This window comes from Lentzea tibetensis (assembly GCF_007845675.1).
GTDB classification, from domain to species: Bacteria; Actinomycetota; Actinomycetes; order Mycobacteriales; family Pseudonocardiaceae; genus Lentzea; species Lentzea tibetensis.
Genome location: NZ_VOBR01000009.1, coordinates 167645 through 181183, shown reverse-complemented (window position 1 = coordinate 181183; position 13539 = coordinate 167645). Strand labels below are relative to the sequence as shown.

The 13539-nt window shown below is 67.5% G+C and carries 11 protein-coding genes; 3 read left to right on the top strand and 8 right to left on the bottom strand.

Going from position 1 to position 13539, the window contains the following annotated elements; genetic code table 11:
• Positions 1-27: 27 nt before the first annotated feature.
• Entirely contained in the window at positions 28-957 is a 930-nt protein-coding gene (locus FKR81_RS16615; RefSeq protein WP_268891557.1) for an ABC transporter substrate-binding protein, read from the bottom strand.
• A 316-nt stretch (positions 958-1273) separates the two neighbouring features.
• Between FKR81_RS16615 and FKR81_RS16610 the strand changes: the two genes are divergently transcribed.
• From FKR81_RS16610 to FKR81_RS16600, 3 genes are read left to right on the top strand one after another with little or no spacing between them, the layout of a single operon-like run.
• Complete coding sequence (locus tag FKR81_RS16610; RefSeq protein WP_222598288.1) at positions 1274-2287, top strand: quaternary amine ABC transporter ATP-binding protein; 1014 nt, start codon at positions 1274-1276, stop codon at positions 2285-2287.
• Complete coding sequence (locus FKR81_RS16605) at positions 2287-4236, top strand: ABC transporter permease (RefSeq protein WP_146352894.1); 1950 nt, start codon at positions 2287-2289, stop codon at positions 4234-4236. Before FKR81_RS16610 ends, FKR81_RS16605 begins: the two co-directional genes overlap by 1 nt.
• Entirely contained in the window at positions 4223-5179 is a 957-nt protein-coding gene (locus FKR81_RS16600; RefSeq protein WP_146352892.1) for an ABC transporter substrate-binding protein, read from the top strand. The genes FKR81_RS16605 and FKR81_RS16600 overlap by 14 nt, the downstream gene beginning before the upstream one ends.
• Positions 5180-5235: 56 nt before the next feature.
• Here FKR81_RS16600 and FKR81_RS43595 read toward each other — a convergent pair whose 3' ends face one another.
• The 7 genes from FKR81_RS43595 to FKR81_RS16570 form a co-directional block, all read right to left on the bottom strand.
• Positions 5236-5400 (bottom strand): hypothetical protein, encoded by a 165-nt coding sequence (locus FKR81_RS43595; RefSeq protein ID WP_186763002.1) that lies wholly within the window; start codon positions 5398-5400, stop codon positions 5236-5238.
• Positions 5401-5503: 103 nt separating this feature from the next.
• Positions 5504-6403, bottom strand: a complete 900-nt coding sequence (locus FKR81_RS16595; protein WP_146352890.1) for a glycosyl hydrolase family 18 protein — start codon at positions 6401-6403, stop codon at positions 5504-5506.
• On the bottom strand, positions 6400-9327 hold the full coding sequence (locus tag FKR81_RS16590) for an alpha-mannosidase (protein ID WP_146352888.1): 2928 nt from the start codon (positions 9325-9327) through the stop codon (positions 6400-6402). The genes FKR81_RS16595 and FKR81_RS16590 overlap by 4 nt, the downstream gene beginning before the upstream one ends.
• 114 nt (positions 9328-9441) lie before the next feature.
• Positions 9442-10545, bottom strand: a complete 1104-nt coding sequence (locus FKR81_RS16585; protein ID WP_146352885.1) for a glycoside hydrolase 5 family protein — start codon at positions 10543-10545, stop codon at positions 9442-9444.
• A gap of 18 nt (positions 10546-10563) precedes the next feature.
• Complete coding sequence (locus tag FKR81_RS16580) at positions 10564-11370, bottom strand: carbohydrate ABC transporter permease (protein ID WP_146352883.1); 807 nt, start codon at positions 11368-11370, stop codon at positions 10564-10566.
• Positions 11367-12236: a carbohydrate ABC transporter permease gene (locus FKR81_RS16575; RefSeq protein ID WP_146352881.1), complete on the bottom strand. Its 870-nt coding sequence runs from the start codon at positions 12234-12236 to the stop codon at positions 11367-11369. Before FKR81_RS16575 ends, FKR81_RS16580 begins: the two co-directional genes overlap by 4 nt.
• A 13-nt stretch (positions 12237-12249) precedes the next feature.
• The gene (locus FKR81_RS16570; protein ID WP_146352879.1) at positions 12250-13518 is read right to left on the bottom strand and encodes an ABC transporter substrate-binding protein; all 1269 of its coding nucleotides are present in this window, start codon (positions 13516-13518) and stop codon (positions 12250-12252) included.
• Between the last annotated feature and the right edge of the window lie 21 nt (positions 13519-13539).

Here is a 13539-nt window from a genome sequence, read left to right as displayed (position 1 = left end):
CAGCGACCTCGCCCACCCGCGACAACACTAGGGCTTGGCCTTCGCCAGCCAGTCCTCGACCCGGTCCGGGTTCGCCTCGACCCAGCGCTTCGCCGCTTCCTCGGGAGACATCTTGTACTTGGCGATGAACGACGCCACGGCGTTCTGCTCGTCGTTGCTCCACTGGAACTGCTTGACGAGGTTGTAGGCGGGCCCGCCCGCGTCGACGAACTTCTTGGACGCGATCTTGTCCAGCTCGTAGCGCGGGTAGTCGCAGGTGACCTTCGTCGTGTCGACGTCGCAGCCGGGCACGTGGGGCGGCAGGTCGACCTTCACCAGCTCGATGTCGAGGTGCAGCCACTGCGGCTCGAAGAAGTAGCCGATCAGCGGCGTCTTCTTCTCCTCGGCCTGGCGGAACGCCTTGATCAGCGTCGTCTCGCTGCCCGCGTACACGACCTTGTAGTTGAGGTTCAGGTTCTTCACGAGCGACTCGTCGTTCGTGACGTACGACGGGTCGCCGTCGAGCACCTGGCCCTTGTCGCCGGACTCGGTGGTGCGGAACAGCTGCGCGTACTTGTTCAGCTGCTTGTAGTCCGTGATGTCCGGGTAGGTCTTCTTCATCCACGGCGGCACGTACCAGCCGATGACGCCCTTGTTGCCGGACGACCCGACGCGCACGGCGACGCGCTGTTCGTCGATGTACTTCTGCTTCAGGTCCTCGTGACCCCAGTTCTCCAGGATCACGTCGACCTCGCCGGTCGCGAGGCCCTGCCACGCGGTCTGCTCGTCGACTTCCTTCTTCGTGACCTTGCAGCCGAGCTTCTTCTCGGCCAGGTAGGCGATGACAGCCGCGTTGGCCTCGTAACCGACCCACGGGTTCACCGCGATGGTGATCGATCCGCAGGGTTCGGCGGGGGGCGCCGAACTGGATTTCGGCTGTGCCGACGTCGATTCACCGCATCCGGCAAGTGTCAACACGGCGACAAGCGCGAGCGCGGTCCTCGGGGCTAACAACGTTCCTCGCTCCTCATGGGGGCCGACGATGCGCGACCTCAGCCGGGAACAGTCACTGGTCAGCCGGTGAAGATCAAAGACCTTTTAGCCGCGCGACACAGCTTATTAGGCATTACGCGCCAGTAGTCAAGAGGCGTATTAGTCATGGGATGATCAGATGTCCACTGTGGACTGATCGGCGGAAGCCCTTGACCGCACTCGTGCGAACGTCAATGCTGTCGCGCATCGAGAAACGTGCTGCGCACTCCGCAACAACGGCGAGAAGGTGACTGTGGATCCCGTGATCTCGGTTCGGGACCTCTGGAAGGTGTTCGGCTCGAAGGCGGCCGACGTGGTCCGTTCGGACGAGCTCAGAGGTCTGTCCAGGAACGAGCTCAGGGACCGGACGGGCGCTGTCGCCGCCGTCCGGGGTGTCGGCTTCGACGTGGCGCCCGGCGAGATGTTCGTCGTCATGGGCCTGTCGGGATCGGGGAAGTCCACCCTGGTCCGCTGTTTGACGAGGCTCGTCGAGCCGACCGCCGGTGAGATCACGATCGAGGGCGAAAACGTTCTCAAAGCCGATCAGAAACGGTTGCGTGAACTCAGGCGGAACAAGTTCTCGATGGTGTTCCAGCACTTCGGTCTCCTCCCGCATCGCACGGTCATCGACAACGTTGGATACGGACTGGAGATCTGCGGCGTTCAGAAAGCTCAGCGCGCACAGCGGTCCAAGGAGGTCATCGACCTCGTCGGGCTCACCGGCAACGAGAAGAGCTATCCGGACGAGCTTTCCGGTGGTATGCAGCAGCGCGTCGGCCTCGCCCGCGCCCTCGCGGGCGACCCGGACGTCCTCTTCTTCGACGAGCCGTTCTCCGCGCTGGACCCGCTGATCCGCCGCGACATGCAGAACGAGGTCATCCGCCTGCACCGCGAGGTCGGCAAGACGATGGTCTTCATCACCCACGACCTGTCCGAGGCGCTCAAGCTCGGCGACCGCATCCTGATCATGCGCGACGGCGAGGTCGTCCAGGTCGGCTCCGGCGACGAGCTCGTCGGCGCGCCCGCGGACGACTACGTCAGGGACTTCGTGCGCGACGTGCCGAAGAGCCACGTCCTCACGCTCAAGTGGATCATGCGGCAACCGCGGCCGGACGACGCGCTCGACGGACCGGAGCTCGGCCCGGACACCGTGGTGCGCGAGGCGGTTCGCAGCGTCCTGTCCGCGGACAAGCCGGTCAAGGTCGTCGAGAACGGCGAGCTGCTGGGTGTCGTCGCGGACGAGGAGATCCTCGGCGTCGTCGCCGGAGAAGCCTGATGGCCGCTGTCGCGCTTCACCGCGGAACGCCGCGGAAGACGGTGATCGTCGCGGGGATCGTCGCCGCCTGGCTGCTGCTGTGGCTGCTGTTCCGCAACCTCGCCACGCTGCCGCTGGACGCGTCCGCGCTCACCCCGCTGCACCGCTGGGTCAACGACCTCAACGACGCCATCGGCGCGAGCCGCAACACCAACCCGCTGTTCCTGTACTTCTTCAACGAGATCCGCCTCGTCATCGACGAGCTGGTCACGTTCATCCAGGCGCTGATCGCGCAGTCGGGCTTCGGCCGCCCCGTCCCGGTGATCGGCTGGCTCGGCGTCGTCGCGCTCGCCGGGTACGTCTCGCTCGCGATCGCCGGCTGGCGGCAGGCGCTGCTCGCCGTGGCGGGCTTCACGTTCCTCGGCCTGCAGGGCCTGTGGGCGGAGAGCATGGACACGCTCTCGCTGACGCTCGCCGCGGTGCTCATCTCGCTGCTCTTCGGCATCCCGCTCGGCATCTGGGCCGGCCTGAACGACCGGGTCAACCGGATCATCACGCCGGCGCTGGACTTCATGCAGACGATGCCGACGTTCGTCTACCTCGCGCCGCTCACGCTGTTCTTCCTCATCGGACCGGCGTCCGCGACGATCGCCACGCTGATCTACGCCGCGCCGCCCGCCATCCGCATCACCGCGCACGCGATCCGCAGCGTGCCGCACGAGACGGTCGAAGCGAGCGAGTCCCTCGGCGCGACGACGAAGCAGACGCTGACGAAGGTGCTGCTGCCGTCCGCGCGCGGCACGATCGTGCTCGGCATCAACCAGACGATCATGGCCGCGCTCTCGATGGTCACGATCGCCGCGCTGATCGACGCACCCGGTCTCGGCAAGACGGTCGTGAAGGCGTTGCAGACGCTCGACGTCGGCACCGCGTTCAACGCGGGCCTCGCGATCGTCGTGCTGGCCATCGTGCTCGACCGCGTCACGACCGCGGCCGCCGCACGGCGCGCCACGGCGTCGAGGCCGGTGCTCATCGGCGGCGGTGTCGCGACGCTCGTGGCGATCTACTTCTCCTACACCTACCTGTGGGCGGCGGAGTTCCCGAGCGAGGCGGAGATCGGCAGCTCGATCCGCAGGGGCACGACCGCCGCGACCGAGTGGGTGCAGGACAACCTGCCGGTGATCACCGGTGGTTTCAAGGACTTCACGACGACGGTGTTCATCAACCCGTTGCAGGCCTTGCTGTCCGAGTCGCCGTGGTGGCTCGTCGCCGCGGTGGTCGTGGCGCTGAGCTTCGTGATCGGTGGTGTCCGGTCCGCGGTCACCAGCGCGGTGTGCCTCGGCCTGCTCGTCGCGACCGGGCTGTGGCAGGACAGCATGATCACGCTGGCGGCCACGCTCGTGGCGACCGTGCTCGTCATGGTCCTCGGCGTCGTGTTCGGCGTGTGGATGGGACGCAGCCGCCGCGCCGACCGGATCATCCGCCCGGTGCTCGACGCGGGACAGGTGATGCCCGCGTTCGTCTACCTGGTGCCGTTCCTCGCACTGTTCGCGGCCAGCCGGTTCACCGCGATCATCGCGGCTGTCGTGTTCGCCGCACCCGTCGCGATCAAGATCATCGCGGACGGTGTGCACAACGTCAGTCCGACGACCGTCGAGGCCGCGACCGCGCTGGGGTCGAGCGGCTGGCAGACGATCACCAAGGTGCAGCTCCCGATGGCGCGCAGGGCGTTGACGCTCGCCGCCAACCAGGGGCTGATCTACGTGCTGTCCATGGTCGTCGTAGGCGGCCTGGTCGGGGCGGGGGCGCTCGGCTACGACGTGGTCGCCGGGTTCTCGCAGGGACAGCTGTACGGCAAGGGACTCGCGGCCGGCGTGGCGATCGTCGTGCTCGGTGTGATGCTCGACCGCCTCACGCAGGCGGCCGCGAAGCGGTGGGACCAACAGGAGGTTCGTAGTGGCAAGGCATAGCGTGGTCGCCGTTGCGCTCGCTGGAGCGCTTGCGCTGGCTGGGTGCAGCGGCGCGAAGGTAGGGGACAGCTCGTCCGGGAGCGGATCCGGTGACTGCGGCGCGTTCAACATCGCGGTGAACCCGTGGGTCGGCTACGAGGCGAACGCAGCGGTGCTCGCCCACGTCGCCGAGAAGGAGCTGAAGTGCAAGGTCACGAAGAAGGACCTCAAGGAAGAGGTCGCGTGGCAGGGCTTCGGCACCGGTGAGGTCGACGCGGTCGTCGAGAACTGGGGCCACGACGACCTGCGCAAGAAGTACATCGACGAGCAGAAGACCGCCGTCTCCGCCGGGTCGACCGGTGTGAAGGGGCAGATCGGCTGGTACGTGCCGCCGTGGCTCGCCAAGGAGCACCCGGACATCACGGACTGGAACAACCTCAACAAGTACGCCGACCTGTTCAAGACCTCGGAGTCCGGTGACAAGGGCCAGCTGCTCGACGGCGACCCCTCGTTCGTCACCAACGACGAGGCGCTGGTCAAGAACCTCAACCTGAACTACAAGGTCGTCTACGGCGGCAGCGAGACCGCGCTGATCACCGCGTTCCGGCAGGCCGAGAAGGACAAGAAGCCGGTCATCGGCTACTTCTACTCGCCGCAGTGGCTGCTGAACGAGATCAAGCTCGTGAAGGTCAAGCTGCCGGAGTACAAGGCGGGCTGCGACGCCGACGCCGAGAAGGTCGCCTGCGACTACCCGGACTACGACCTGGACAAGATCGTCAGCAAGAAGTTCGCCGACGCCAATGGCCCGGCCTACAACCTCGTGAAGAACTTCAAGTGGACCAACGAGGACCAGAACACCGTGGCGAAGTACATCGCCGAGGACCACATGTCCGCCGCCGACGCCGCCAAGAAGTGGGTCGACGCCAACCCGGACAAGGTCAAGGCCTGGATCGCCAAGGCCTGACGCACGAGGACAGGGGGTGGCGGGCGCAACTCCGCCACCCCCTGCTCACCCCCGACCTACGCCGCAGGTACCTGCGGTTCGTGCCGGTGTGTCATGCGGTGCCACCAGGAGCGGGGACGGTAGCCGCTGCGCAGCAGCTCCTGGTAGCGGCGGGAGTCCTCGCGCAGAGCCTTCTGCCGGTAGTCCATCTCCGCCTTGATCGCTTCGGGCGTCCACTCCATCGCTGACTCACTCCTCAGGTCGTTTCTCTTGTGACCATGAGATTCGTCCTGAGGAGGGAGCCCTTGCATCGGGTGGTCACGCACCCGCGGGGTGCGAGACCCCTTACTTCTGCATCGCGGAGACCTGTGAGGCCCACTGCCAGGGTGCTGAGGTACCGCCCGGCAGCGAGTTGAAGTACTCCCAGCCCGCCACGCCGCCGAACGTCGGGTACTTCCCGATGAGCGACCGCACGGTCGTCTTCAACGTCGCGATGTTCACGTACCCCGACCCGCCGTTGGACGGGTTGGTCAACGTGGCCATCACGACCTTGCTGGCCGGGATGACGCCGCGGCTGATGATCCGGTCGTAGCCCGCCGTCGACGAGGCCGAGCCCCAGCCGTTGTAGAACTGACCGTTGAACCACGCGATCTTCGACCCGTGGCTGCGGTACAGCTCGTCGTAGCTGAAGCCGGACAGGTTGCCGCCGCCGGACAACGCGGAGGCCACCGGCGACAGCGAGATGATGAAGCCGGACCCGAAGTCCGCCTTCAGCTTGTCGATCACCCGCCGGACGCCCGCGATCGACATGCGCTCCTCGACGTCGAGGTCGACGCCGTTGAGCTTGTACTTCCTGATCACGTCCGCCAGCAGCGGGTAGAACGTGTCGAACTGGGTGTCGAGGCGCTGGAAGCTGCCCTGTGCCGCGCCGCCGACCATGCCGATCACGTTGACGCCGCGCGCCTGCATGGCGGCGAGGTCCTTCCACATCTGCGTGTACCGCGAGTGCGCCGGGGGGTGGTCGTTCAGGTGCACGATCTTGTCCGCGTTGAGGTGGATCGCGGCGACGAGCACGTCCGTGACGCCGGTGTTGCGCTGCAGCAAGGGCAGCGGTGACACGTACGTGCCGGTGCTGCCGTTGCTGTACTGGGTTTGGTAGTAGACGACTGTTCGCTTGTACGGGGCGGCCTGTGCCGGTGGCGCCGCCAGGAGCACCAGCAGCAGGGCGAGGAACAGCTTTCTCATCGCTTGCCTTCCGGAGTGATTCGCAGGGTGATCACTTGGAACGGGCGCAGCGTCAGGTCACCGGAGGCATCCGAGAGCGGCCGTTCGAGCAGGTCGGTCTCCTGGATGCGGTAGTACGGGAACGACGTGCGCAGCGAGGCGCGGGCACGTCCGCCGTGCGCCTCGTAGAGCCGGACGACGACGTCGCCCGACCGGTCGTCGGCCAGCTTCACGGCCTCGACCTTGACGGCGGGATTGTTGGTGGACACCAAGGGTTCCACGGCCTGTGTCCCATTTTTCAGGGAGCCGCGCACGACGCGCGACGGGAGGTTGATCCGGTAGCCCGCGTCGATGGCCTCGGGGATGCCGCCGACCACGAGCGAGTAGCGGAACCGGTGCTCGCCCTGGTCGGTCTCCGGATCGGGGAAACGGGGTGCGCGCAACAGGGACAGCCGCACGGTCGTCGTGGTGCCGCCGTCGGGTCGCGTCGTGCGGGTGACGTCGTGGCCGTAGGTCGAGTCGTTGACGATCGCCACGCCCATGCCGGGCTCGCCGACGTGCAGCCAGCGGTGCGCGCAGATCTCGAACTTCGCGTTCTCCCACGAGGTGTTGGTGTGGATCGGCCGGTGCAGGTGCCCGAACTGGGTCTCCGCCGTCGACACCTCGGCCCGCAGGTCCAGCGGGAACGCGACCTTCAGCAGCTTCTCGCACTCGTGCCAGTCGACCTCGGTCGAGAAGTCGACCTGCCGCGCGCCCGCGCGCAGCTGGATCCGCTGCGTCACGGTCGACGCGCCGAACTTCTGCCGCACCACGACCGTGTCACCGCTGTCGAGCCGCTCGTCCGGCAGCAGGTCCGTGGTGCTGTTGCGGTAGAACGGATCGATGTCCCACGCGTCCCACTGGTTCGGCGTGTCCGCGTGCAGCTGCAGCAGGTTCGCCGGCCCGCTCAGCACCTCGCGGTCGGTCGCGTAGTCGTGGACGGACGTGATCACGCCGTCGGCCGACACCGTGACGCGCAGGATCCCGTTGTCCAGCACGCCGTCCACGGCCTCGACGAACGCACCCGGCACCGGTCCGCCGAGCACGTCCAGCAGCACGTCCTCGTCACCCGAGCCGACCAGCGCGGCCGTGGCGGTCTCGATGAGCGCGCCCAGCTCGGCCGCCACCCGTGCGTAGGTCTCCTCGGCCTCGCGGTGCACCCAGGCGATCGACGAGCCCGGCAGGATGTCGTGGAACTGGTGCAGCAGCACGGTTTTCCACAGCGCGTCCAGCGCTTCGTACGGGTAGTCCGCACCGGCCAGAGCCGCCGCGGTCGACCAGTGCTCGGCCTCGCGCAGCAGGTGTTCGCTGCGCCGGTTGCCCTGCTTCGTCTTCGCCTGCGTCGTGTACGTGGCGCGGTGCTTCTCCAGGTACAGCTCACCCGCCCACACCGGCGCGTTCGGGTACTCCTCCTCGGCCGCCGCGAAGAACGACGACGGCGCCTCGACCTGGACCGTCGGCGAACCCTCCAGCGACGCGACCCGGTGCGCGGTCTCCATCATCTCGCGGGTCGGCCCGCCACCGCCGTCGCCGTAGCCGAACGGAACGAGCGAACGCGACGCGTCCGCGTGCTCGGCGAACTGGCGTGACGCACGGGCCAGTTCCTCGCCGGACAACGAGGAGTTGTACGTGTCGACGGGCGGGAAGTGGGTGAAGATCCGGGTCCCGTCGATGCCCTCCCACCAGAACGTGTGGTGCGGGAACTTGTTGATCTGGTTCCAGGACAGCTTCTGGGTGAGGAACCAGCGCGAGCCGGACAGCTTGATCAGCTGGGGGAGCGCGGCGCTGTAGCCGAACGAGTCCGGCAGCCAGACCTCGAGCGTCTCGACCCCGAACTCGTCCATGAAGAAGCGCTTGCCGTGCACCAGCTGCCGGGCCATGGCCTCGCCGCCGGGCATGTTCGTGTCCGACTCGACCCACATGCCGCCGACGGGCACGAACTGCCCGCCCGCCACGTGATCCTTGATGCGCTCCCAGACCCGCGGGTAGTGCTCCTTCATCCACGCGAACTGCTGCGCCTGCGAGCACGCGAACACGAAGTCCGGGTACTGCTCCATCAGCGTCGTCACGTTCGAGAACGTCCGCGCGCACTTGCGGACCGTCTCGCGCAACGGCCACAGCCACGCCGAGTCGATGTGCGCGTGCCCGACCGCGGAGATCCGGTGCGCCGACGCGGAAGCGGGTTTGGCCAGCACGTCCGCCAGCTGCGCGCGGGCCCGGTCGGCCGTGCCCGCGACGTCCTGCACGTCGAGCACGTCCATCGAGCGGTCCAGCGCGCGCAGGATCTTGTGCCGGCGCGGGTCGTGGTCCTGGAGCTCCTTCATCAGGCCCTGCAACACCTCGATGTCGAGGATCAGGTGCCAGACGTCCGGCTGGAACACCGCCAGGTCCGCGCGCAGGATCTGGTACAGCGGGTCGGTGCCCGCGGTGAGCTTGTCGCCCAGCTGCGTCGGCAGGAACGGGTGGAAGTCCAGGATCGTCGGGTTGCCCGCGGCCTCGACGTAGAACAGGACGTCGTCACCCTCGATCGGCAGGTAGGTGTTGCGCGGCTCGATGCCCTTCGCGGGCACGCCACCGGCCGTGTAGACGAGACCCTCGGCCTGGAAACCGGGGCCGGGGTGGGTGAACCCGAGGTCGATCACCGCCTCGACCGGCCTGCCCGCCCACGCCTCGGGCACCCGGCCCGACAGGCGGAACCACGTCGTGCCCCACGGCGGACCCCACGCGTCACCGACCTGAGCCGGTTCGTAGGAGGCGGCCAGCGCTTCCGCTATCGGCACGGGCTCGTCCGGCGCGTTCCACACCTCCAGCGACAGCGGCACCGAGTCGCCGTAGAGAGCGGGACGGATGCGTTCCTTCAGCGTCCGGTTCAGCCGCTCCTCGAGCAGCGCGCGTTCGTCGTGCATTACTAGTAGTCACCCCAACTCGATCGAGTCGCCGCACCGCGCGGGCCGGATGCGTTCGTCAAGCCGTTCCTCGAGCAGCGCGCGTTCGTCGTGCACTGTTATGCCAACCACCAGTCACCCCAACTCGATCGACGCGCGCACACCCTGACGCGCGAGGTTCATCCACTCTTCGAAGAACACCCCACCGGGACCCCACGCCGAACGCCTGCCGGGCAGCGTCAGCGGCGTGCGCATCGCGAGATCCGGCCGGTCACCCGCGATGACGCGGGCGATCGCCTCACCCAGCGGCTTGACCTTGCGTTCGGTGGTCATCAACCCCAGTTCGTACTCGCGTTCCGGGAAGTCGACCAGATCACGGCTGAGGTCGAACGAGCACCACCACGTGACGCCGTACAGGTTGTCGCACGTCAGCACATTCGCAAGCGTTTGCTCGGCCCACTCCGGCGCCTGCTCGGCGCTGATCTCCGGCTGCGCGGCGCCCACCTCCTGCAGCCACACCGGCCGCGCCGGGTCGAGCGCCCACGCCCGCGCCAGCTCGACCAGGTACTCGGCGTGGTGCACGCTCTCCGCGCTCATCGGCCCGTAGCGCTGCGCGGTGCCGTTGAACACCCACGAGTGCACGGTCGTCATCGCGCCCTTGCGCGCCGCGTGCTCCGGCAGGAACGGGTGGCCGTCCTCGTACCAGACCGCGTCGTACTCCGAGTGCACCGAGCCGGGACCCGCCGCTTCGAGCAGCGTGTCGATCCACGCGCCCGCCTCGTCGGACGTGCACGGGTGCGATTCGGTCAGCAGGTTGACCTCGTTGCCCAGCGTCAGGCCGAGGACGTTCGGCTTGTCCCGCACCGCCTCCGCGAGCGTCCGGACGTAGAACACCTGCCCCTCGATCGCCTCGGGATCGGTGAACATGTTGCGCTTGTGCCAGGTCTGCACCCAGGACGGGTAGAAGTCGAAGCTCGACAGGTGGCCCTGCAACGCGTCCACCTGCACGTCCAGTCCGGCTTCTGCGGCCGCGTCGACCATGCTGAGCAGCTGCTCGACCGCCTTCGGCCGGACGAGCCCGCGGTTGGGCTGGAACACCGGCCACAGCGGGAACACCCGCACGTGGTCCATGCCCAGCCCGGCGATCGCCGCGAAGTCCGCCTTCACGTCGTCGAGCGAGAAGTCCAGCCAGTGGTGGAACCAGCCGACCGACGGGGTGTAGTTGACACCAAAGCGCATACGTCAACCCTTCAGTACTTATCCCTTGAGGGCGCCTTCTCCGACGCCGCGGAAGAAGTGCTTCTGCAGCAACAGGAACAGCAGGATGAGCGGTGCGACGGCGATGATCGTGCCCGCGGCGACGAGTCGCTGGTTCTGGAAGAACGTGCCCTGCAGGTAGGCGAGGCCGATGGTGAGCGTGTACTTGTCCGGGTCGCTCAGCACGATCAGCGGCCACAGGAAGTCGTCCCACGAGAACATGAACGAGAACAGCGCGACGACCACCAGCGTGCCCCGCACCGACGGCAGCGCGATCCGCACGAACCGCTGCCACGCGTTCGCGCCGTCGATGATCGCCGCCTCCTCCACCTCGCCAGGCAGGGCGAGGAAGGCGTTGCGCAGCAACAGGACGTTCAACGCGGCGATCGCGCCCGGCAGCACCACGCCGGTCAGCGTGTTGGTCAGCCCGAGCGACCGCATCACCAGGAACAGCGAGATCAGGATCGTCTCGAACGGCACCAGGATCGCCGCCGCGAACACCAGACCGGCCAGCCTGCGGCCGCGGAACTTGAGCCGTGCCAGCGCGTATCCGGCCATCGCGGCGCCCAGGCAGTTGCAGACAACGTTGACAACGGCCACCAGCAGGGAGTTCAGCGCGAACGTCCACACCGGAACGACGTCCGCGACACCCGCGTAGTTCGCGAGGGTCGGGTCGTCCGGCACGAAGTCCGGCAGGTAGACGTCCTCGCCCGCGCCCTTGAGCGACGTCGACAGCTGCCACAGGAAGGGGCCGATGCTGATCGCCAGCACGAACAACAGGAGCAGGTAGCGCCAGAACAACCTCACAGCAGGTCCTCCTTCCGGTTGAGCCGCAACGTGATCAGCAGCAGCCCGAGCGTCACGACGAACAGCACCAGGCTGAGCGCGGACGCGTAGCCGACCTCACCGGTGAGCCCGGTGCCGGTCTGCTGGATGAGCATCACGAGCGTCGTCGACGCGCCACCCGGACCACCGGAACCGCCGGACAGCAGGTAGACCTCGGCGAACACGCGGAACCCGTTGACCGCGGACAGCGCCGCGACGAGCACCATCGTCGGCCGCAGCGCGGGCACGGTGACCGACACGAACCGCCGGATCGGCCCCGCGCCGTCGACCTGCGCCGCCTCGTGCAGGTCGTTCGGCACGTTCGCGAGCGCGGCCAGGTAGATCACCATGTAGTAGCCCATCCCCTTCCACACCGTCACCGCCATCGCGCTGACGAGCAGCAGCGACGAGTCGGTGAGGAAGGGGATCCGCGCGCCGCCCAGCGCCTCGACGACGCTGTTGACCAGGCCGCGGCTGTCGAGCAGCCACGTCCAGATCAGGCCGACGACCACCGCGGAGGCGATCACCGGCGTGAAGAACGCGGTGCGGAAGAACGTGATGCCGGGAACCTGCCTGCGCACCAGCAGCGCGAGCAGCAGCGGCAGCAGCACCAGCGGTGGTACGACGCCGAACAGGTAGAGCGTGCTGTTGCGCGCGGCGACCCAGAACTTCGGGTCGTCGACCATGCGGACGAAGTTGTCCACCCCGGTGAACTGGCCGCCACCGAGCGCGTCCGCGTCGGTGAACGCGAGCACGATCATGTTCAGGAACGGGAAGATGCTGAACATGAGCACGACGGCCAGTCCCGGCAACAGGAACAGCCACGGGGTGTGCGGGCGGTGTGTCATCTTTTCCGGGGTGTCACTTCAACAGCCGGTTGCACTCGGCGACGACGTCGTCCAATGCCTGCTTCGGTGACTTCTTGCCGAGCATCGCGTCGGCGACCTGCTGCCGCAGCGACTCCTGCATCTGCGAGCTGAACTGGACGGGCGTGTAGTTCACCGCGTCACCGAGCTGCTTGGCCGCCGCGACGCGCACGCGCGCCTCGTCGGTGCCGTCCTCGGTGGTGAAGTGCGGGTCGGACATGCCGCCCTTGGTGGACGGGAAGATGCCGGAGATCTTGGCGAACTTGAGCTGGTTCTCCGCGTTGGTCACGAACCGCCCGAACGCGAGCGCGGTCGGCTTGTTCTTGCTGGCAGCGGGAACGCTCACGCCGTGCACGTACATCGCGGCGTGCCCGGTGTTGGTGATGGGCTTGGCGATGCCGATGTTGGCGTAGAGCGACGGCGCGTCGGTCTTGAACTTGCCGAGGTCGTACGCGCTGCCTGGAGTCAGCGCGGTCTGCTGCGCCATGAACTTCGCGCCGGAGCCGGTGTAGTTCTGGGTCAGCGCCTCGGGCACGAGCGCGCCCGCGTCGTACATCCGCTTGTAGATCTCCAGCAGCTCGACGCCCTTGGGCTCGTTGAACACGAACGTCTCGCCGTTGTCGCTGAGCAGCTTCACGCCGTACAGCGCGAAGTCGACGATCGTCGGCGTCTGGCCGAGCATCGCGATCTTGCTGCGCTGCGCGAGCTGCAACGCCTGCTCCTCCGCCTCCTTGAACGTCGTCGGCGGCTTGTTCGGGTCGAGTCCGGCCTGCTGGAACAGGGCCTTGTTGTAGAAGATCGGGCCGGTGTTGAGGTACCACGGGAAGCCGTAGCAGCCGCCCTTGCCGGGGATCTCGTAGGCGCGCCAGCCGTTCTCCAGGTAGTCGCCCTTCGCCTCCGGCATCGCCTCGTCGAGGTTGACCAGCTGGCCCTTCTTCGCCAGCGGGAAGCTCAGGTCCGGGGGCACGTTGATCACGTCAGGCAGGCTGCCGGCGGACGCGTCCGCCATGACCTTCTGCAAGTACCCGTCGGCGGGCTGGTCGACCCACTTCACCGTGGTACCGGGGTGTTGCTTCTGAAATGCGTCGACGACGCCGTTGACGTAGTCGGTGTACTTCGGCTTGAGCGCCCACGTCTGGAACGTGATCTCGCCCTTGATCTCGCCGCTGACGGCACCGCCGCTCTGCTGTTGGCCGCCCAGCCCGCAGCCCGCCAGGGGCACGGCCGCGAGGCCGATGAGGAACGTGCGCCGAGTCGTCTCCATTGACTGCCACCTCCTGTCGGG